Here is an 18,428-nt window from a genome sequence, read left to right as displayed (position 1 = left end):
AAAATCCCGTCGCGCTGGCCTATGTCCCGCCTCAGCGAGAGTTTGCAAGTGAGCCAGGCAGAAGGGGCAGAACATGCCGAAGATCACCTATATCGAGCACAATGGAACCGAGCATGTCGTCGATGTGCCCGTGGGGCTGACCGTGATGGAAGGCGCGCGCGACAACAACGTGCCCGGGATCGAGGCCGATTGCGGCGGCGCCTGCGCCTGTTCCACCTGCCATGTCTACCTGCATCCCGACTGGATCGAGAAGGTGCCCGCCGCCGATCCGATGGAAGAGGACATGCTGGATTTCGCCTATGAGCCCGAGCCGGGGCGGTCGCGCCTGACCTGCCAGATCAAGGTGACCGACGATCTGGACGGGCTGGTTGTACAGATGCCCGAAAAGCAGATCTGAGCCATGTGTATCGGGCGGGCGGCGGTGCCGGGGCTGCTGGCAGGGGTGCTGGCGATGTTTCTGGCGCTGCCGGTCGCGGCCGAGATCACCGGCGCCCGCTACGCCGATCCCACCACCCGCTATCCGCATGCGGTGCTGGGCGATGGCATCGAACATGGCGCGCTGGTGCTGGAACGTGCCGACGCGCCGCCCCTGCGGCTGGTGTTGCCCGACACGCGGGTGTTCGAGGACACAGCGCCACGTCTGGCGGACGTGGATGGCGACGGGCAGGCCGAGGTTGTGGTGGTCGAAAGCGACCAGCGGCGCGGGGCGCGTCTGGCGATCTATGATGCCACCGGCCTGCGCTATGCCACCCCCTTCATCGGCACGCGGTTCCGCTGGCTGGCGCCGGCGGGGATCGCGGATCTGGACGGCGACGGCAGGATCGAGATCGCCTATGTGGACCGCCCGCATCTGGCCAAGACCCTGCGCGTCTGGCGCATCGAGGATGGGGCGCTGGTGCCGGTGGCAGACCTGCCGGGCGTGACCAACCACCGGATCGGAGAGCGTGACATCTCGGGCGGGGTGCGGGACTGCGGGCAGGGCGCCGAACTGGTGCTGGCCACGGGCAACTGGGGCGATCTGGTGGCGGTGCAGTTGCGAGAGGGTCAGTTGAGTGCCCGCCGCCTGGGCAAGCCCACCGATGCGGCGGGCTTTGACGCGGCCCTGGCCTGTGCCGACTGATCGGCTGGCCTGATCTCAGACTCTTCGGGAAACTCCGGTCCCATGCTAGGCTTCGCCCGGTCCGATGATTTTCGGTAAGGGAGGAGCCGCCATGCGTTACACGATACTGGATGAAGATGCCGAAGGGGTTTCCCACTTTCAGGAGGCCGATTTCCTGCTGGAAGAGACCCATTTCGCGCCGCCCGCAGCACCGATGCTGCTGTCCGAGAAGATCCCCGCAAGCGCGCTGGTGGCCCTGACCCTGCCCGCAGGCTGGGTGGGGGTTCCGCACAATTCGCCGCTGGAACAAGTGGCCTTCATCCTGCGCGGCCTGTTCCGGGTCGAGGCCGGGGACGGCGAGGTCCGTGATTTCGGGCCGGGTGACATCTTCTGGATGAAGGATGTGACGGGCGGTGGCCATGCCTCGCGCGCGATGAACGGCGAAGCGGTCGAGATGATGGTGGTGCAGTTCCCGACCGACGGATAGGGGGCGCTCCCGCCCCCGTTGCGACACCGTGCGGTGTCTGACGGGGTTGGGCCGTGCCGCGCCCTGACGGGCGCGGCGGTTGCGCGCACCGGTCCGCTGTGGGCCTGCAAGAATGCCAAGGGATACTGCTGAGAGGCGTTTGAGCGGCAGGTCTGCCCCTCAAGGCGCCGCGTCCATGGTCAGGGCCCGCCGGACCCGGCAAGCGCCCCGGTTGCCCTAGTGGCCGCCCGAGAACACCAGTGTCCGGACCGGCAGCAACAACACCTGTGCCCGCAAGATGATTGCGTGCAGCAGGCCGACCGTGTCCACCCCGTGCATCCCGAGCCGTGTCAAGAATGGCAGATCGGCGCTTTCCAGTTGCGCGTGAAAACTGGTGTAGGCGTTGGCGACACAGGAACTGCCGGGCGGAACCGCATTGGTCTGCCCTTCAAACAACGGTTGCAGGGTGGCGGTCAGCGACCCCGGTGCCGGCGCATTGCCCGGATCGAGCAGCCGGTCCGAGGGCCGGAACTGCCCCGAGGCGATCACCGGCTGCACCGAAGTCACCACCATCGGGATGATCTTGAACGGTTGCGTGGCGCAGGCGATCTCGGCCAGCATGCCGGGCTTGACGACCTGGCCTGTCAACTGTCCGAAACCTGCCAGAAACACACCCCGATCGAACTCATGCGGGATCAGGATGCCGGCCGGGCGCAGGACGGAGGAGATATAGTCGCCGACCTGCAGCCCGAATTGCTCGACCGTGCCGTCGACCCCGGCCACGACCAGAGTCTTGTCCAACTCGGCCTGTGCTTGCGCCAATTGCGCATTGGCGGTAGCCAGTTGCGCCGGGAGCAATTCGTTGATCTGGGTTTCGATGGCCGCCCGCTGGGCTTGCGCGGCGTCCACGGCGCCTAGCCGGGATTCGACCGAGTTCTGCAGCCGGTCGATCTCGCGCCCGGCCACCACATCGGGGTTGCGCGCCTGCAGGTTCAACTGGCGGGCCAGTTCATCTTCGGACTGTTCGAGCGCGCCGATGGCCTGATCGATGGTGCCTTCGGCGGCCGTGAGCTGATTTTGGGCCACCAGCGCGGCGGCCTCGATCTCGGCAATGCGACGGGTGGCGGTGTCCAGGGCGGTCTGCTGCGAGGAATCCTCGATCTTGAAGATCGGATCACCGGTCTTCACCTCCTGTTTCGAGATCACGTAGACAGCTTCGACCCGTCCGGCGATCTGCGGCAGGATGGTGACCGTGCGATAGTAGGACGATACAGCCGTGGTCGACGGGTGGAAGTAGAACACCGTTGTGATCAGGCCGATGGTCAGCATGAAGCACCCGGTCAGCCCCCAGCGCAATTCGTACCAGACTGTGAACAGGTTGATTTCCTGGCCGATCCGCTTGCCCTGTATCAGGCGGCGATACAGGTAGTCCGGCAGGATCGTGAAGAACGAGCAGAACATCAGTTCAAACATGATCGGTCTCCGCCGCCGGTTTGGCCGCATCCTCGCCGGTCACGGTTTCGGGCAGGCCCTGACGGCCGGTTGCCTTTTCCAGAGAGGCCGCGATGCTGCGTAACGGGGTCATGAAATCGGGGATGTCGAGAAAGACCAGCAGCAAGGCGCCCACCCAGAAGATGTTGTTGTGGGTGAACAGCGCCAGCAGGGTCATCACGCCGATCAACTGGAACTGGGCCGAGTTGGAGCTATGCGCCATCCGGTCGGGCAGGGAGTGCAGGTACAGATACAACACCCCCAGCAGCAGGATGGCGACCACCAGGAAGATCCCGACGTTCACCAGCATCTGGTCGGTCTGGCCCGGGGCGGTGATGAAGCGGGGCAGATGCTCTGGTGCGAGGGGGTGGATGGGCAAAGCGGGGTCGGCCATGGCGGGATATCCTTGTAGATGCGAAGGAGCCCGGGGCCGGGCCATTGCCTGGGGTCTACCAACCCGGATGACGCTGGGGCAAGGGTTTTCGCCCCTGGGGGAGCCAGGGGGGAATCGCCCGTCAGTTCAGCGCGCGCCAGCCGATGTCGCGGCGGCAGATGCCCTCGGGCCAGTTGGTGCCATCGACCAGCGCATAGGCGCGGTCGCGGGCCTCGGCCAGGGTTGCGCCGCGCGCCGTGGCATTCAGCACCCTTCCGCCGTTGGCGGTAATCTTGCCGTCGACTTCCTTGGTGCCGGCGTGGAACATCATGTGAAAACTGTCGGCGGGCAGGGCGTCGAGGCCCTTGATCTCGCTGCCCTTGGCATAGCTGCCGGGATAGCCCTGTGCAGCGAGCACCACGGTCATGGCATGATCATCGGCCCAGGTGACCTGGGTGTCGGCCAGACGGCCTTCGGCGCAGGCGTGCAGCAGGTCGAAGGCCTGCGCGCCCAGCCGCAGCATCAGGGCCTGGCATTCCGGATCGCCGAAGCGGACGTTGTATTCCACCAGGCGCGGTGCGCCGTCCTGGATCATCAGCCCGACGTAGAGCACGCCCTGGTAGGGGGTGCCGCGCGCCACCATCTCGCGCAGGGTCGGATAGACGATCTCGGTCATGGTGCGTTCGGCGATCTTGTCAGTCAGCACCGGTGCGGGGGAATAGGCGCCCATGCCGCCAGTGTTGGGGCCGGTGTCGCCTTCGCCGATGCGCTTGTGATCCTGCGCGGTGCCCACGGGCAGGGCGACCTCGCCGTCGCAGAGCACGAAGAACGAGGCTTCCTCGCCCTCCATGAATTCCTCGATCACCACCTCGGTCCCGGCGCCGCCAAAGACGCCGCCGAACATGTCGTCGATGGCGTCCAGGGCTTCGGCTTCGGTCATGGCGACGATTACGCCCTTGCCCGCCGCCAGACCGTCGGCCTTGACCACGATCGGCGCGCCTTGTGCGCGGATATAGTCCTTGGCCGGGGCGGCTTCGGTGAAGCGCGCCCAGGCGGCGGTGGGGGCACCGGCGGCGTCGCAGATTTCCTTGGTGAAGGATTTCGACGCTTCCAGCTTGGCCGCGTCCGCCGATGGGCCGAAACACAGGATGCCGGTGGCGCGCAATTCGTCCGCCACCCCGGCGGCCAGCGGTGCCTCGGGGCCGATGATGACGAAGTCGATGGCGTTCTCGACGCAGAATTGGGCGACCGCCGGGCCATCATTGATGTCGAGGTCGGCCAGTTCGGCGATATCCGCCATTCCGGCGTTGCCGGGGGCCGTGATCAGGCGGTCGCATTTGGGGTTTTGCTGCGCCGCCCATGCCAGCGCATGCTCACGGCCCCCGCCGCCCAGGATCAGAATGTTCATCGCCGCCCTCCTTGGCCTTTTCGGCCTTGGGTTCTAGGGTGCGGGTCCGAGATGCGCAAGCAAAGGCCCGTCAATGTCCGACCTGTTCGAAGATCCAAGCCCCGTACCGGGGGACAATGCCCCCGAATTCACCGTTTCCGAGATTTCCGGCGCGGTGAAAAAGACCATCGAGGGGGGATTCGCCCGCGTCCGGGTGCGCGGCGAGCTGGGCCGTGTGTCGCGCCCGCGCTCGGGCCATGTCTATCTGGACCTGAAGGACGACCGGTCGGTGCTGGCAGGTGTGATCTGGAAAGGCCAGGCGGCCAAGCTGGCAACCCAGCCCGAAGAGGGGCTTGAGGTGATCGCCACCGGGCGGCTGACCACCTTTCCCGGCCAGTCGAAATACCAGATGGTGATCGACAGCATCACACCTGCCGGTGCGGGTGCCCTGATGGCCATGCTGGAAAAGCGCAAGAAGATGCTGGAGGCCGAGGGGCTGTTCGCGCCCGAGCGCAAGCGGCCGCTGCCCTATCTGCCCCAGATCATCGGCGTGGTGACCTCTCCCTCGGGCGCGGTAATCCGCGACATCCTGCACCGGCTGCGCGACCGGTTTCCGTCCAAGGTGCTGATCTGGCCGGTGGCGGTGCAGGGCGAGCGTTGTGCGCCAGAGGTGGCGCGCGCCATCGAGGGCTTCAACCGGATGACCCCCGGCGGTGCGCTGCCCCGGCCCGATGTGCTGATCGTGGCGCGCGGCGGCGGCTCGATCGAGGATCTGTGGGGCTTCAACGAGGAGGTCGTGGCGCGGGCGGCGGCGGCGTCCGAGATCCCGCTGATTTCGGCGGTGGGGCATGAGACCGACACCACGCTGATCGATTTCGTGTCGGACCGGCGCGCTCCGACCCCGACGGCGGCGGCGGAAATCGCGGTGCCGGTGCGGGCCGAGCTTCTGGCCTTTACCGAAGGCATGGGCGCGCGGCTGGCCGGGGCGCACGCGCGCAGCGCCGCACAGCGCGGCCAGCGGTTGCGGGATCTGTCGCGGGCGTTGCCGCGCCCGCAGGATCTGACCCGCCATGCAGAGCAACGGTTCGACGCGGTTTCGCAACGCCTGCCGGTGGCCTTGCGCAGCCGTGTGCATCAGGAACGCGCGCGTCTGAACAGCGCCAAGGGCAGCCTGCATCCGGGCCGCCTGAACGACCGGTTGGAGGCTCAGCGTCAGCGGCTGGCAGTGGCAGGCAAGCGGTTGGACCGGGCGGCCGAGACCTTCCAGTCGCGCCGCAAGCTGGATCTGGCGGGGATCTCGGGCCGGCTCAGCCTGCGCTCGATCCGGCAAAAGCAGGCGGCGGCACCCGGCGATCTGTCACGGTTGCAGGGGCGGCTGCGGCAGGCCTGGAAGGCGCGCATGGGTGAACGGCGGCAGGGGCTTGCGGCGCTGGAACGGTTGCGCGGCTCGCTGGGCTACGAATCCACGCTGGCGCGCGGCTTTGCGGTGGTGCGCGCCGGCGATACGCTGGTGACAAGTGCCGCATCCGGGGCCACCCAGAGCGCCCTGCAGATCCAGTTTCGCGATGGGGTGCTGGAGGCGGTGCCGGCGACCGACGGGGGCGCCGGGCCCGAGGCAAAACCCGCACCCAGTGGCAAACGCCGCAAGATCAAGGATATGCCGCCAGATCAGGGTTCGCTATTCTAGGTGCGAATGGCCCTGGCGGGCCGGAAAGCGTCGCTTCTGAAATGCAGGGAACGGTGCCTGCTGCGTAGCAAGAAACAATGGGTCGGAGGACGGTAGACTATGGCAGGGGACACCACAAAGGCGCTTGGCAAGGGCATCTGGAAATCGGCGCCCGGCAAGGGCCGCACGACGCCCAAGGGGCGGCAACTGAACGATGCCGCCTGGGACGAGGTGCGGGCGCTGCTGGGCGACCGTCCGCGCCGACGGGATCTGCTGATCGAGTTTCTGCACCTGATCCAGGATCGCTATGGCCATCTTGCGGCGGCGCATCTGCGGGGGCTGGCCGAAGAAATGCGCCTGTCACAGGCCGAGGTCTGGGAAGTGGCCAGCTTCTATGCCCATTTCGATCTGGTGAAGGAAGGCGAGACGCCGCCGCCATCCCTGACCATCCGGGTCTGCGATTCCCTGTCATGCGAGATGGCCGGGGCGCAGGCGCTGAAATCGGCGCTGGAGGCCGGCACCGATCCGGCGCAGGTGCGGGTGCTGCGCGCCCCCTGCATGGGCCGGTGCGACACTGCCCCGGTGGTGGAACTGGGCCATTATCACGTCGATCATGCCACGCCTGAAACGGTACTGGCGGCCGTGGCCGAAGGGCGCAGCCACCCGGTGATCCCCGACTACGAAGAACTGGCGGCCTATCGGGCCGAAGGCGGCTATGCGGAACTGGAAGCCCTGCGCGCCGCAGGCGATCCCGAAGAGGTGCAGGACCGCATCCTGCAATCAGGGCTGCGCGGTCTGGGTGGCGCGGGCTTCCCGTCGGGGCGCAAATGGTCCTTCGTGCGGGCCGCGGACGGGCCGCGCTATCTGGCGGTCAATGCCGACGAGGGCGAGCCGGGCACCTTCAAGGATCGCCACTATCTGGAACGCCGGCCGCATCTGTTCCTGGAAGGCATGCTGATCGCCGCCTGGGCGGTCGAGGCCGAGACCTGTTTCATCTATTTGCGCGACGAATACCCCGCCGTGCTGGAGATCCTGCACCGCGAAATCGCCGCCCTGGAATCCGCCGGGCTGATCGCGCCCGGGTTCGTCGATCTGCGGCGCGGCGCGGGCGCCTATATCTGCGGCGAAGAAAGCGCGATGATCGAATCGATCGAGGGCAAGCGCGGCTTGCCCCGGCACCGGCCACCCTATGTGGCGCAGGTCGGGATCTTCGGGCGGCCGACGCTGGTGCACAATGTCGAAAGCCTGTTCTGGGTGGCGCGCATCTGCCGCGAGGGGCCTCAGGTGCTGAATGCCCATGAGAAGAATGGGCGCACCGGGCTGCGCAGCTATTCGGTCTCTGGCCGGGTGGCGCGGTCGGGGGTTTATCTGCTGCCCGCGGGGTCCACCATAACGGATGTGATCGCGGCGGCGGGGGGCATGGCCGAGGGGCATGTCTTCAAGGCCTACCAGCCGGGCGGGCCGTCTTCCGGCATTCTGCCCGCCAGCCTGCATGATGTGCCGCTGGATTTCGACACGCTGCACCGGCACGAGACCTTCATCGGCTCGGCGGCGGTGGTGGTTCTGTCGGACAAGGACCGGGTGCGCGATGCGGCGCTGAACATGCTGCGGTTCTTCGAGGATGAAAGCTGCGGCCAGTGTACGCCCTGTCGGGCAGGCTGCGAGAAAGCCGTGCAATTGATGCAGGCGGAACGATGGGACCGGGGTTTGCTGGAAGACCTGTGTACGGTGATGGCCGATGCCTCGATCTGCGGGCTGGGGCAGGCAGCCCCGAATCCGATCCGACTGACCATGAAGCACTTTCCTGACGAGATCTGATCCTGTTACGCGGCGCGCCCTGACGGGCGCACGACATGCTGGCCGGACCGGAGGTCCGGCGGCTGCCGCCCCGTGCCCGGCGTCGGGAGGGCGGCAGGGGGGAGACTGTGCTGAGAGGCGTCTGAGGGCGCGATGCGCGTCTTCAGAGCGCCCTTTCAAGGATGGAAGCTTGCCGCGCCCGCCTCAAGGGTGCGGGCTGAGCCCCGGCTGCGCCGCCCTTGATCCGGGCGCGGCAAGCGGGCGTGCTCTTCCATCCGGGGACACAGGCGGGTAGGGAAAGGCAGGTGTATTGAAAGGCTGAGCCGATGTCCTTCTTCTCGAAACTCAAGGATCGCATGTTCAAATCCTCCTCCAGGCTGGAGGAAGGGATCGACGCGATCGTGGAGGAGGAGGCGGAGGCAGCACCGCCCGCGCCCGAGGTGGCTCCGGCGGCAGCGGCACCGGCACCCGAGGCCCCGAAACCCGAGGCCAAACCCGCCGCCGCACAGCCGGGTTTGCTGGGGCGGCTGATGGGGCGCGCCGACACGACGGGGGCGCCGCGCCGGGCGCTGGACGATGACATGCTGGAGCAGATCGAGGATCTGCTGATCACCGCCGACATGGGGGTCGAGACCGCCAGCCGGGTGACGGCGGCGCTGGCGCAGGGCCGCATGGGCAGCAAGCTGTCGAGCCGTGAGCTCAAGCAGCTTCTGGCGCAAGAGGTGGCCCGGATCATGGAACCGGTGGCGCGCCCGATGCCGATCTACAACAAGCGCCCGCAGGTGGTGCTGGTGGTGGGCGTCAATGGCGCCGGCAAGACCACCACCATCGGCAAGCTGGCCAGCCAGTTTCGCGCGGCCGGGAAATCGGTGGTGATTGCGGCGGGCGACACCTTTCGGGCCGCAGCGGTCGAGCAGTTGCAGGTCTGGGGCGAGCGCGCGGGCGTGCCGGTGATGACCGCGCCCGAAGGTTCAGATCCCGCCAGCCTGGCCTTCGAGGCGATGACCCGCGCCGAACGCGATGGTGCCGATCTGCTGATGATCGACACCGCCGGGCGTTTGCAGAACCGCGCCGACCTCATGGAAGAACTGGCCAAGATCGTCCGGGTGATCCGCAAGAAGGATCCCGACGCGCCGCACAACACGCTGCTGGTGCTGGATGCCACCACCGGACAGAACGCCCTGAACCAGGTGCAGGAGTTCCAGAAGCTGGCCGATGTGTCGGGTCTGGTGATGACCAAGCTGGACGGCACCGCGCGCGGTGGGGTGCTGGTGGCGCTTGCCGACCGCTTTGGCCTGCCAATCCATGCCATCGGCGTGGGTGAGCAGATCGACGATCTGGCCCCGTTCGACCCGGAAGAATTCGCCGTTGCCCTGACCGGCCTGTCGGAATGATGCGGCCCGCGCACTCCTGCCATGTGGCCGCGCCGCAATGACGCGGGCATGATTGTGCAGCCGCGCCGAAGCAGGTAGCGACGGCGCATGAGCGAATGGCTGATCTCTCTGGAAGGCACCGAGGCCGGGCAGCAGGTGGCGCTGTTGCTGGCGCTGTCGGCGGCACTGTTGCACGCGGTTTTCGGGGCCTTGCAGAAGGGGCGTCACGATCCCTGGCTCAGCCGCGGGGCGATCGATTTCTGCTATGGTGCCATGGCCGCGCCCATCGCCCTGTTCGTGACGCCCTGGCCCGAGCCGCACATGTGGATCATCTTCCTGAGCGTCTTCTTCATCCACGCGGGCTACAAGATGCTGCAGGCGCTGGCCTATGAGCGCGGCGCCTATACGGTGGTCTATCCGGTGGTGCGGGGCACCGGGCCGCTGTTCACCGTGGTGGGGGCCTGGCTGATCTTCAACGAAAGCTACACCCCGATGCAGTGGATGGGGGTGGCTGTGCTGGTCTCGGGGATCTTCGGGTTGGCGATCTACAACCTGATCCACGTACAGCTTGACCGGCACACGCTGGTGCCGGCGTTGTGGCTGGCGGTGGCGACGGGGGGCTTCGTGGCGCTGTATACGACCTATGACGCCTATGGCATCCGGGCGACGGCGAATCCCTTCACCTTCCTGGCGTGGTTTTTCTTCCTCGATGGGCTGCTGATGCCGGTGTTGGCGCTGCGGCGCTGGCGGCGCATGGACGTGCGTCCGGCGCTGAAACCGCTGATGCTGCGCGGGCTGATCGGCGCTTTCATCGCCTATGGCAGCTTCGGCTCGGTCATGCTGGCAACGCGCATCGGCAAGGTCGGGCAGGCGGCGGTGTTGCGGGAAACCTCGCCGGTGTTTGCCGCCCTGATCGGCTGGCTGGTGCTTAAGGAAACCGTGGGGCCGCGCCGCATCGCGCTGATGTCGCTGATCGCCATCGGCGCGGTCATCGTCGAGCTGGGGGCTTGACCCCGGCGCGTGGGCATCCGATGTGACAGGCGACCCCGCGTGATCAGAGCAAGGAAGACCCATGGCCGGCCGCAAGATCAATCCCTACCTGAAACTGGCGCTGGAACTGGGCCCCGTGGTGCTGTTCTTCGTCGGCTACGTGCGGCTGAAGGAGCAGGTCTTTACCTTCGGCGGCACCGAATACTCGGGCTTCATCCTGGTCACCGCGCTGTTCATCCCGATCCTGCTGGCGGCAACCGCCACCCTGTGGGCGCTGACCGGGCATCTGTCGAAGATGCAGGTGGTCACGGCGGTTCTGGTGGTGGTCTTCGGCGGCATGTCCGTGGCCTTCAACGACGAGCGCTTCTTCAAGATGAAGCCCACGCTGATCTATGCGCTGTTCGCGGGCGTGCTGGGCTTCGGCCTGCTGCGCGGCCAGTCCTACCTGCGCTATGTGATGGAGGAACTGGTGCCGCTGGAGCACGACGGCTGGATGCTGCTGACCCGGCGCGTGGCGCTGTTCTTTGCCCTGCTGATGGTCGCCAACGAGGTGATCTGGCGCAGCTTTTCCACCGATGTCTGGGTGAATTTCAAGACCTTCGGCCTGCCGCTGGCCACGATGGCCTTCTTCATGGCGCAGACCCGCCTGTTTGCCACCTATGGCATCGAAGACGACAGCAATCCCGAGGCCTGAAACGCCATCCCCCTTGACGCAAGGCGCGGGGATTTGTATCGCGCCACCTGTGGCGCTTTGTTGCCGGATTGCGGGCCACGTTAAATATACCGCTAAAGAGGTCAGGCTTCGGCCGTCTTTTCTCCCGGTACATTGGTGAAAGGAGTTGGCCCGATGGCCAAGAACACGAATCCGTCCTGGAACACCCGCACCAAGCTGGTGCACAGCGGAACCCGCCGCAGCCAGTACAACGAGGTCTCCGAGTCGATCTTCCTGACCCAAGGCTTCGTCTATGACACTGCCGAACAGGCCGAAGCGCGGTTCATCGAAAGCGGCCCGGACGAGTTTATCTATGCCCGCTATGGCAATCCCACCGTGCGCATGTTCGAAGAACGGATTGCCGCACTGGAAGGGGCCGAGGATGCCTTCGCCACGGCATCGGGCATGGCGGCAGTCAACGGCGCGCTGGCGTCGATGCTGAAGGCCGGGGATCACGTGGTGTCGGCGCGGGCGCTGTTTGGATCGTGCCTGTACATCCTGGAAGAGATCCTGACCCGTTACGGTGTCGAGGTGACTTTCGTCGATGGCACCGATCTGGATGCCTGGAAAGCCGCGATGCGCCCGGACACCAAGGCGGTGTTCCTTGAGGCGATCTCCAACCCGACGCTGGAAGTGGCCGACATTCGCGGGATTTCGGACATCGCCCATGCGGTGGGAGCCCAGGTTCTGGTGGACAATGTGTTCGCCACGCCGGTGTTCCAGCGCTCGCTGGAACTGGGGGCGGACGTGGTGATCTATTCGGCCACCAAGCATATTGACGGGCAGGGCCGGGTGCTGGGCGGGGTGATCCTTGGTACGCAAGAGTTCATCCGCAAGACCGTGGAGCCCTACATGAAGCACACCGGCGGCTCGATGTCGCCGTTCACGGCCTGGGTGCTGCTGAAGGGGCTGGAGACGCTGGACCTGCGTTGTCGGGCACAGGCCGATGCCGCCACGATGCTGGCCAACAGCCTGCATGGACATGCCAAACTGCGCCGGGTGCTTTATCCGACGCTGGCCGATCATCCCCAGAAGGACGTGGCCGCGGCGCAGATGGAAGGCGGCGGCACGGTGTTGTCGATCGACGTTGCAGGCGGTCAGGATGCGGCGTTCAAGCTTCTGAACGCACTGGAGATTTTCACCATCTCGAACAACCTTGGCGATGCCAAGTCGATCGTCACCCATCCCGCCACCACCACCCATCAGCGGCTGCCGGATGACCAGAAGGCCGAACTGGGCATCACGCCGGGGCTGATCCGCATCAGCTGCGGTCTGGAGGATGCGGGCGATCTTCTTCAGGATCTTCTGAACGGACTGGAAGTGATCTGAGTCACGCCTGCTCACGTATGCTTGTGTGAGGCTGATTTTGTCCGGGGGATCGGGCATGATCGGCCAAGCGCCAGCCGAGGAGCCCAAGGATGAATATTCATACGCCGATGCAGGATCGTGAGCCGACAAGGGAAGACGCCGCCGAGGCGCTGGCGCTGTTGCGGCGCTGGGCGCGGCAGAGCGGTGTGCAGGAGGTCGACACCCTGCACCCTGGCATCGGGGCGCTGACCGGGCGCAATGCGGGGGCCTATCCCGATCTGGCCCGCGACTACCCGGCGGATTTTCAGGTGACACCGGCCTACAAGGCGGCTTTGCCGGACCTGCAGAACGGTCCGGCCAGCCTGATCAAGGGCGCGCGGCAGCAGATCCAGCACGTGGGCATTTCCAACTTCCGCCTGCCGATCCGCTTTCACACGCGCGACAACGGCGATCTGACGCTGGAAACCTCGGTCACCGGCACGGTCAGCCTTGAGGCCGAGAAGAAGGGCATCAACATGTCGCGCATCATGCGCACCTTCTATCGCCACGCTGAAGAGACCTTCAGCTTCGAGGTGATCGAGGCAACGCTGGATGCCTACAAGACCGATCTGGACAGTTTCGACGCGCGCATCCAGATGCGGTTTTCGTTCCCGGTGAAGGTCGACAGCCTGCGTTCGGGCCTGTCGGGGTACCAGTATTACGACATCGCGCTGGAACTGGTTGAACAGGCGGGCGTGCGCAAGAAGATCGTGCATCTGGACTTTGTCTATTCCTCGACCTGCCCGTGTTCGCTGGAACTGAGCGAACATGCCCGGCGCGAGCGGGGACAACTGGCGACGCCGCATTCCCAGCGCTCGGTGGCGCGGGTGTCGGTGGAACTGGCCGAGGATGCGCCCTGCCTGTGGTTCGAGGATCTGATCGATCTGTGCCGCCGGGCGGTGCCGACCGAGACACAGGTGATGGTCAAGCGCGAGGATGAACAGGCTTTCGCCGAGCTGAACGCCGCCAACCCGATCTTCGTGGAAGATGCCGCGCGCCTGTTTTGTGCCGAGCTTCTGGGCGATGCCCGCGTGGGCGATTTCCGGGTTGTGGCCAGCCATCAGGAAAGCCTGCACAGCCACGATGCGGTCAGCGTGCTGACCGAGGGCCCGACCTTCGCCGCCGAAAGCCTCGACCCCCGCCTGTTCAATTCCCTGTACCACGTAGGGTGAGCGGCGTCCCGCAAACGGTCCGGGGGACCGTTTGAGCCGCGAACGGGCGGAGCCCCGGAAGAGCGGCGTCCCGCAAACGGTCCGGGGGACCGTTTGAGCCGCGAACGGGCGGAGCCCCGGAAGGGCGGCGTCCCGCATGCACGCGGGGCGCGGCAACGACCGCGGTGTAGGGCCGTGGCCCTCTGCGCCGGTGGTCCCGTAACCCTCAACCCTTGCGCCGAACACGGGGGCTGAAACCGGGGCAGAGGCGGCGCTGGCCCGCGCGCTGTTCGCCAAGGCATTGCGCCACTGCTTGACAGGAACCGGCGCGCGCCGCAGGACTGACGGATGATTGATATTCGCCCTGTTTCCTATGTGGTGGGTTTGCTGGTTGCGGTTCTGGGCGCCACGATGCTGGTGCCCATGGCCTTCGACCTGTCGCGCGGCGACGAGAACTGGCTGCCGATGCTGGTCAGCGCCGTGGCCTCGATGGCGGTGGGGATGTTCGTGGCGATGACCAGCGCCAATGGCGCGGGCGGGCGGCTGAACCTGCAACAGATCTTCCTGCTGACAACCACGGTCTGGCTGATCCTGCCGATTTTCGGCGCCCTGCCGTTCTATCTGGGTGCCCCCGAGGCGCGCTATGTGGATGCGTTCTTCGAGGCGATGTCGGGGCTGACCACCACTGGCGCGACCGTCCTGTCGGGGCTGGATACCATGTCGCAGGGGATTCTGCTGTGGCGCGGATTGCTGCAGTGGTTCGGCGGGGTCGGCATCATCGTCGTGGCCATGGTCTTTCTGCCCGCCCTGGGCGTCGGGGGCATGCAGATCTTCAAATCCGAAGGCTTCGAGACCGATGGCAAGATCCTGCCACGGGCCAGCCAGATCGCCTCGCAGATCTCGGTGATCTACCTTGTTCTGACGGTGTCCTGCGCGCTGTGCTACGCCGGGTTCGGCATGTCCGGGTTCGATGCGGCGGTGCACGCCATGACCACTGTGGCCACCGGCGGATTTGCCAACTACGACAGTTCCTTCGCCGCCTTCGGTCCCGCCGTTCAATATGTGGCCGTGGGGTTCATGATGCTGGCCGCGCTGCCCTTCGTCCGCTACGTGCAATTCGTGGCCGGTGCGCCCGAGCAGTTGTGGCGCGATCGACAGGTGCGCGGGTTCTTCATGGTCGCATGCGTGCTCGTGGTTTGCCTGTCGCTGTGGCAGTGGCAGCGGGCCGGCGTGGGCGAGGCCCCGTTTCGCGAGGCGTTGTTCAACACCGTTTCGATCCTGACCGGCACCGGCTATGCCAGCGCCGATTACATGCTGTGGGGCAGCTTTCCGGTGGTGTTCTTTTTCATCATCGGGCTGATCGGCGGCTGCGCGGGCTCGACCGCCTGTTCGATCAAGATCTTCCGGTTCCAGTTGCTTTTTGCCTCGCTCAACTCGCAGATCCGGCGCATCCATTCGCCCAACGCGCTGGTGATCCCGCGCTATGACGGCAAGCCGGTGAGCGAGGAGGTCCTGTCCTCGGTCATGGTTTTCTTCGCCGCCTTCATCCTGAGCATCGGTTTTCTGTCGGTCGGGCTGGGGATGACCGGGCTGGATCTGATCACGGCGGTGTCGGGCGCGGCCACGGCGGTGGCCAATATCGGCCCCGGTCTGGGGCACACCATCGGACCGGCAGGCAACTTCGCCTCGCTCAACGATCTGGCGAAATGGATGCTGTCGGCGGGGATGCTGCTGGGGCGGCTGGAACTGCTGGCGGTCTTTGCCCTGATGACCCCGCAATTCTGGCGCGCCTGACGGCTTTGCCGGGCACCGGGGGCGGGGCTTGATTGACCCTGTCGGGCCTCTTGCCTATGGAGAGGCGCGACCCGTTGCGAAAGGTGCCCCATGGATCCGAAATCCCGCCCCCGCAGTTTTCAGGACATCATCCTGCGGCTTCAGAATTACTGGGCCGAGAAGGGCTGCGCCATTCTGCAACCCTATGACATGGAAGTGGGCGCGGGCACGTTCCACCCCGCCACCACGCTGCGCTCTCTGGGCTCTCAATCCTGGGCGGCGGCCTATGTGCAGCCGTCGCGGCGGCCTACCGACGGGCGCTATGGCGAAAACCCCAACCGCCTGCAGCATTACTACCAGTACCAGGTGCTGATCAAACCCAGCCCGCCGGACCTTCAGGCGCTGTACCTCGGCTCTCTGGAAGCCATCGGCATCGACATGGAGCTGCACGACATCCGCTTCGTCGAGGATGACTGGGAAAGCCCCACGCTGGGTGCCTGGGGCCTGGGCTGGGAGGTCTGGTGCGACGGCATGGAAGTGTCGCAATTCACCTATTTCCAGCAGGTCGGCGGCCATGACTGCAAGCCGGTCTCGGGCGAGCTGACCTATGGGCTGGAACGTCTGGCGATGTATGTGCTGGGCGTCGATCATGTCATGGACATGCCCTTCAACGATCCCGACGCGCCCATCGCGCTGAAATACGGCGATGTGTTCCGCCAGACCGAGCAGGAATATTCGCGCTGGAACTTCGATCAGGCCAACACCGAGGTGCTTTTGAAGCAGTTCGAAGAGGCCGAGGCCGAATGTCAGGCCATCCTGAGCCAGCCCGCCGAGGATCCCAAGACCGGGCGGCGCATCGTCATGGCGCATCCGGCCTATGACCAATGCATCAAGGCCAGCCACATGTTCAACCTTCTGGATGCGCGCGGGGTGATCTCGGTCACCGAACGGCAGGCCTATATCGGCCGGGTCCGGACGTTGGCGAAGCTGTGCGCCGATGCCTTCGTGCAGACCGAGGCGGGTGGCTTCGTGGCGGGGGACGCGGCGTGACCCCGCAGCCCAATCGTTCCCGGCAGCCGCGCAGTCCGGCGGCGCGCCCGGTCAGAGGTGCCGCATGAATGGCAAGATCGTCGGAGGGGTCATCTTGGCGTTCGCAGTGATCGCGGGGGTGTCGCTCTACTACCTGCAGGTTTATCATTTCTACGACGAAGTCGCGACCGAGACCGTCGAGATCCGCCTGACCCCGATACAGGAAGGCGCGCCCGAGCCGATCCCCGCCGCAGGGATCGAGGCCATCGACGCGACCAGTTCACCGATCCGGTTTCGGGCCTGTTTCACCACGCCGCTCAGTCAGGCATTGTTGACCGAGACCTTCCGGCTTTACGACGGGGCCGAGCCGCTGAACGCACCCGCCTGGTTCGAATGCTTCGACGCCACCGAGATTGGCGCGGCGCTGCAAGAAGGGCGGGCCATCGCCTTTCTGTCCGAAGAAGGCGTCTCGCAGGGCGTGGACCGGGTGGTTGCGGTGTTTGACGATGGCCGCGCCTTTGCGTGGCACCAGCTGAACGCGGAATTCCGGGACTAGGCGCGCATGGACAGCTCCCCCCTGGTCATTCCCGAGTTTGTCGCCACCACGCTTGGCCTGCTGGTGTTCCTTGTGGGCGTGCAGGTCACGCGCAAGGTCCGGTTTTTGCGCGACTTCAACATTCCCGAACCGGTGTCGGGTGGGCTGGTCGCGGCGGCGATCACCTGGGCGATCTTCCTGGTGCTGGATCGCAGCGTCGAGTTCGAACTGGCCTCGCGCAACTATTTCCTCGTGGTGTTCTTCTCGGGCATCGGGCTGAACGCGCGGCTGTCGGATCTTGTGTCGGGCGGCAAGCCTTTGGCGATCCTGCTGGGGCTGACGCTGGTGTTCATCGGCGTGCAGAACGTGGTGGGCATCGGTGCGGCGCTGGCCTTCGGGATGCCCGCGCAACTGGGGGTGCTCATGGGCTCGGCCGCGCTGATCGGGGGCCATGGCACGGCCATCGCCTGGTCGCCCATGGTCGCGGACCAAAGCGGCTTTGCCGGGGCTGCGGAACTGGGCATCGCGGTGGCCACCATCGGGCTGGTGTTGGCGGCGCTGATCGGCGGGCCGATTGCCAAGTTCCTGATCGAACGGGGCAAGCTGACCCCGGACCGCCCGGAACAGAGCCATACCGTCGGCCTGGCCTTCAATGAGGTCGGCGAGGCCCGCATCACCCATGTGGATGTGATGCGCGTGCTGTTCGTGCTGCATCTGACCATCATCCTGGGCTATGTGCTGAGCCAGGCCATTGCCGCCACCGGGCTGAACCTGCCGCTGTTCGTGCCTTGCCTGCTGATGGGGATCGTTGTCGGCAATCTGCTGGGGTTGACCCCCCTCGGGCCACGGGTGTCGCGGACCCCGACCCTGGCGCTGATGTCGGATTTCTCGCTGGGCATCTTCCTGTCGATGTCGCTGATGTCGCTGCAATTGTGGACACTGGCTGGAATGGGCACGCTGATGGCGGTAACCATGGGGCTGCAGACCCTGGTAACAGTCCTGTTTGTCCTGCTGGCGGTGTTCCCGCTGATGGGATCGGGCTATCGCGGCGCGGTGCTGGCCGCCGGGTTTGCCGGGTTCGGGCTGGGCGCCACGCCCACCGCCATTGCCAATATGAACGCCGTGACAAAACGTTATGGCCCGTCGCCCATCGCCTTCGTCATCCTTCCGCTTGTCTCTGCCTTTTTCGTCGATCTGGCGAATGCGGCGGTGATCCAGACCCTTCTGAGTTTCTAGGAC

The 18,428-nt window shown here is 65.9% G+C and carries 17 protein-coding genes and 1 riboswitch; of the genes, 14 read left to right on the top strand and 3 right to left on the bottom strand.

Features of this window, described 5'->3' with window-relative positions:
* The first annotated feature begins 73 nt into the window (after positions 1 to 73).
* From H8B03_RS13865 to H8B03_RS13855, 3 genes are all read left to right on the top strand, one after another.
* Complete coding sequence (locus H8B03_RS13865) at positions 74 to 397, top strand: 2Fe-2S iron-sulfur cluster-binding protein (protein WP_193142469.1); 324 nt, start codon at positions 74 to 76, stop codon at positions 395 to 397.
* Between the two features lie 3 nt (positions 398 to 400).
* Complete coding sequence (locus tag H8B03_RS13860; protein WP_193142468.1) at positions 401 to 1,120, top strand: VCBS repeat-containing protein; 720 nt, start codon at positions 401 to 403, stop codon at positions 1,118 to 1,120.
* A 91-nt stretch (positions 1,121 to 1,211) separates the two neighbouring features.
* Entirely contained in the window at positions 1,212 to 1,586 is a 375-nt protein-coding gene (locus H8B03_RS13855; RefSeq protein ID WP_193142467.1) for a cupin domain-containing protein, read from the top strand.
* Positions 1,587 to 1,802: 216 nt separating this feature from the next.
* On the opposite strand, the gene H8B03_RS13850 is transcribed toward H8B03_RS13855, so the two are convergent.
* From H8B03_RS13850 to purD, 3 genes are all read right to left on the bottom strand, one after another.
* A complete protein-coding gene (locus tag H8B03_RS13850; RefSeq protein ID WP_193142466.1) occupies positions 1,803 to 3,038 on the bottom strand; it encodes an HlyD family secretion protein in 1,236 nt (411 codons plus the stop codon).
* Complete coding sequence (locus H8B03_RS13845) at positions 3,031 to 3,450, bottom strand: hypothetical protein (protein ID WP_193142465.1); 420 nt, start codon at positions 3,448 to 3,450, stop codon at positions 3,031 to 3,033. Before H8B03_RS13845 ends, H8B03_RS13850 begins: the two co-directional genes overlap by 8 nt.
* Positions 3,451 to 3,571: 121 nt before the next feature.
* On the bottom strand, positions 3,572 to 4,837 hold the full coding sequence (gene purD / locus H8B03_RS13840) for a phosphoribosylamine--glycine ligase (RefSeq protein WP_193142464.1): 1,266 nt from the start codon (positions 4,835 to 4,837) through the stop codon (positions 3,572 to 3,574).
* A gap of 73 nt (positions 4,838 to 4,910) precedes the next feature.
* On the opposite strand from purD, the gene xseA reads away from it, so the two are divergent.
* The 11 genes from xseA (at position 4,911) to gltS (ending at position 18,425) form a co-directional block, all read left to right on the top strand.
* Entirely contained in the window at positions 4,911 to 6,503 is a 1,593-nt protein-coding gene (gene xseA / locus H8B03_RS13835; protein ID WP_193142463.1) for an exodeoxyribonuclease VII large subunit, read from the top strand.
* A 99-nt stretch (positions 6,504 to 6,602) separates the two neighbouring features.
* Positions 6,603 to 8,300, top strand: a complete 1,698-nt coding sequence (locus tag H8B03_RS13830; protein WP_193142462.1) for an NAD(P)H-dependent oxidoreductase subunit E — start codon at positions 6,603 to 6,605, stop codon at positions 8,298 to 8,300.
* A 305-nt stretch (positions 8,301 to 8,605) separates the two neighbouring features.
* Complete coding sequence (ftsY, locus tag H8B03_RS13825) at positions 8,606 to 9,673, top strand: signal recognition particle-docking protein FtsY (protein WP_193142461.1); 1,068 nt, start codon at positions 8,606 to 8,608, stop codon at positions 9,671 to 9,673.
* An 87-nt stretch (positions 9,674 to 9,760) separates the two neighbouring features.
* On the top strand, positions 9,761 to 10,663 hold the full coding sequence (locus H8B03_RS13820; protein WP_193142460.1) for a DMT family transporter: 903 nt from the start codon (positions 9,761 to 9,763) through the stop codon (positions 10,661 to 10,663).
* Positions 10,664 to 10,724: 61 nt separating this feature from the next.
* A complete protein-coding gene (locus H8B03_RS13815; RefSeq protein WP_193142459.1) occupies positions 10,725 to 11,336 on the top strand; it encodes an inner membrane-spanning protein YciB in 612 nt (203 codons plus the stop codon).
* A gap of 39 nt (positions 11,337 to 11,375) precedes the next feature.
* A riboswitch (SAM riboswitch) is annotated at positions 11,376 to 11,453 on the top strand.
* A gap of 36 nt (positions 11,454 to 11,489) precedes the next feature.
* Positions 11,490 to 12,683, top strand: coding sequence for an O-succinylhomoserine sulfhydrylase (gene metZ / locus H8B03_RS13810; RefSeq protein WP_193142458.1), 1,194 nt, complete (start codon positions 11,490 to 11,492; stop codon positions 12,681 to 12,683).
* Between the two features lie 89 nt (positions 12,684 to 12,772).
* Positions 12,773 to 13,873, top strand: a complete 1,101-nt coding sequence (gene folE2 / locus H8B03_RS13805; RefSeq protein ID WP_193142457.1) for a GTP cyclohydrolase FolE2 — start codon at positions 12,773 to 12,775, stop codon at positions 13,871 to 13,873.
* 327 nt (positions 13,874 to 14,200) lie between these two features.
* A complete protein-coding gene (locus H8B03_RS13800) occupies positions 14,201 to 15,646 on the top strand; it encodes a TrkH family potassium uptake protein (protein WP_193142456.1) in 1,446 nt (481 codons plus the stop codon).
* 90 nt (positions 15,647 to 15,736) lie between these two features.
* On the top strand, positions 15,737 to 16,675 hold the full coding sequence (locus H8B03_RS13795) for a glycine--tRNA ligase subunit alpha (RefSeq protein WP_193142455.1): 939 nt from the start codon (positions 15,737 to 15,739) through the stop codon (positions 16,673 to 16,675).
* 64 nt (positions 16,676 to 16,739) lie between these two features.
* Entirely contained in the window at positions 16,740 to 17,210 is a 471-nt protein-coding gene (locus H8B03_RS13790; protein WP_193142454.1) for a DUF6446 family protein, read from the top strand.
* Between the two features lie 6 nt (positions 17,211 to 17,216).
* A complete protein-coding gene (gene gltS / locus H8B03_RS13785; RefSeq protein WP_193142453.1) occupies positions 17,217 to 18,425 on the top strand; it encodes a sodium/glutamate symporter in 1,209 nt (402 codons plus the stop codon).
* Positions 18,426 to 18,428 lie beyond the last annotated feature (3 nt).

Source organism: Meridianimarinicoccus sp. MJW13, from assembly GCF_014901205.1.
Taxonomy (GTDB): Bacteria; Pseudomonadota; Alphaproteobacteria; order Rhodobacterales; family Rhodobacteraceae; genus Meridianimarinicoccus.
The sequence above is the reverse complement of the archived record's forward strand: the minus strand, read 5'-3'. Positions and strand labels throughout refer to the sequence as shown.

What these genes read in the sequence shown, in the direction of transcription:
- H8B03_RS13795 (WP_193142455.1), top strand. Translation starts at nt 15,737, where the DNA reads ATGGATCCGAAATCCCGCCCCCGCAGTTTTCAGGACATCATCCTGCGG.
- H8B03_RS13850 (WP_193142466.1), bottom strand. Translation starts at nt 3,038, where the DNA reads ATGTTTGAACTGATGTTCTGCTCGTTCTTCACGATCCTGCCGGACTAC.
- H8B03_RS13845 (WP_193142465.1), bottom strand. Translation starts at nt 3,450, where the DNA reads ATGGCCGACCCCGCTTTGCCCATCCACCCCCTCGCACCAGAGCATCTG.
- purD (WP_193142464.1), bottom strand. Translation starts at nt 4,837, where the DNA reads ATGAACATTCTGATCCTGGGCGGCGGGGGCCGTGAGCATGCGCTGGCA.
- metZ (WP_193142458.1), top strand. Translation starts at nt 11,490, where the DNA reads ATGGCCAAGAACACGAATCCGTCCTGGAACACCCGCACCAAGCTGGTG.
- gltS (WP_193142453.1), top strand. Translation starts at nt 17,217, where the DNA reads ATGGACAGCTCCCCCCTGGTCATTCCCGAGTTTGTCGCCACCACGCTT.
- folE2 (WP_193142457.1), top strand. Translation starts at nt 12,773, where the DNA reads ATGAATATTCATACGCCGATGCAGGATCGTGAGCCGACAAGGGAAGAC.
- H8B03_RS13790 (WP_193142454.1), top strand. Translation starts at nt 16,740, where the DNA reads ATGAATGGCAAGATCGTCGGAGGGGTCATCTTGGCGTTCGCAGTGATC.
- xseA (WP_193142463.1), top strand. Translation starts at nt 4,911, where the DNA reads ATGTCCGACCTGTTCGAAGATCCAAGCCCCGTACCGGGGGACAATGCC.
- H8B03_RS13800 (WP_193142456.1), top strand. Translation starts at nt 14,201, where the DNA reads ATGATTGATATTCGCCCTGTTTCCTATGTGGTGGGTTTGCTGGTTGCG.
- H8B03_RS13820 (WP_193142460.1), top strand. Translation starts at nt 9,761, where the DNA reads ATGAGCGAATGGCTGATCTCTCTGGAAGGCACCGAGGCCGGGCAGCAG.
- H8B03_RS13860 (WP_193142468.1), top strand. Translation starts at nt 401, where the DNA reads ATGTGTATCGGGCGGGCGGCGGTGCCGGGGCTGCTGGCAGGGGTGCTG.
- ftsY (WP_193142461.1), top strand. Translation starts at nt 8,606, where the DNA reads ATGTCCTTCTTCTCGAAACTCAAGGATCGCATGTTCAAATCCTCCTCC.
- H8B03_RS13865 (WP_193142469.1), top strand. Translation starts at nt 74, where the DNA reads ATGCCGAAGATCACCTATATCGAGCACAATGGAACCGAGCATGTCGTC.
- H8B03_RS13830 (WP_193142462.1), top strand. Translation starts at nt 6,603, where the DNA reads ATGGCAGGGGACACCACAAAGGCGCTTGGCAAGGGCATCTGGAAATCG.
- H8B03_RS13815 (WP_193142459.1), top strand. Translation starts at nt 10,725, where the DNA reads ATGGCCGGCCGCAAGATCAATCCCTACCTGAAACTGGCGCTGGAACTG.
- H8B03_RS13855 (WP_193142467.1), top strand. Translation starts at nt 1,212, where the DNA reads ATGCGTTACACGATACTGGATGAAGATGCCGAAGGGGTTTCCCACTTT.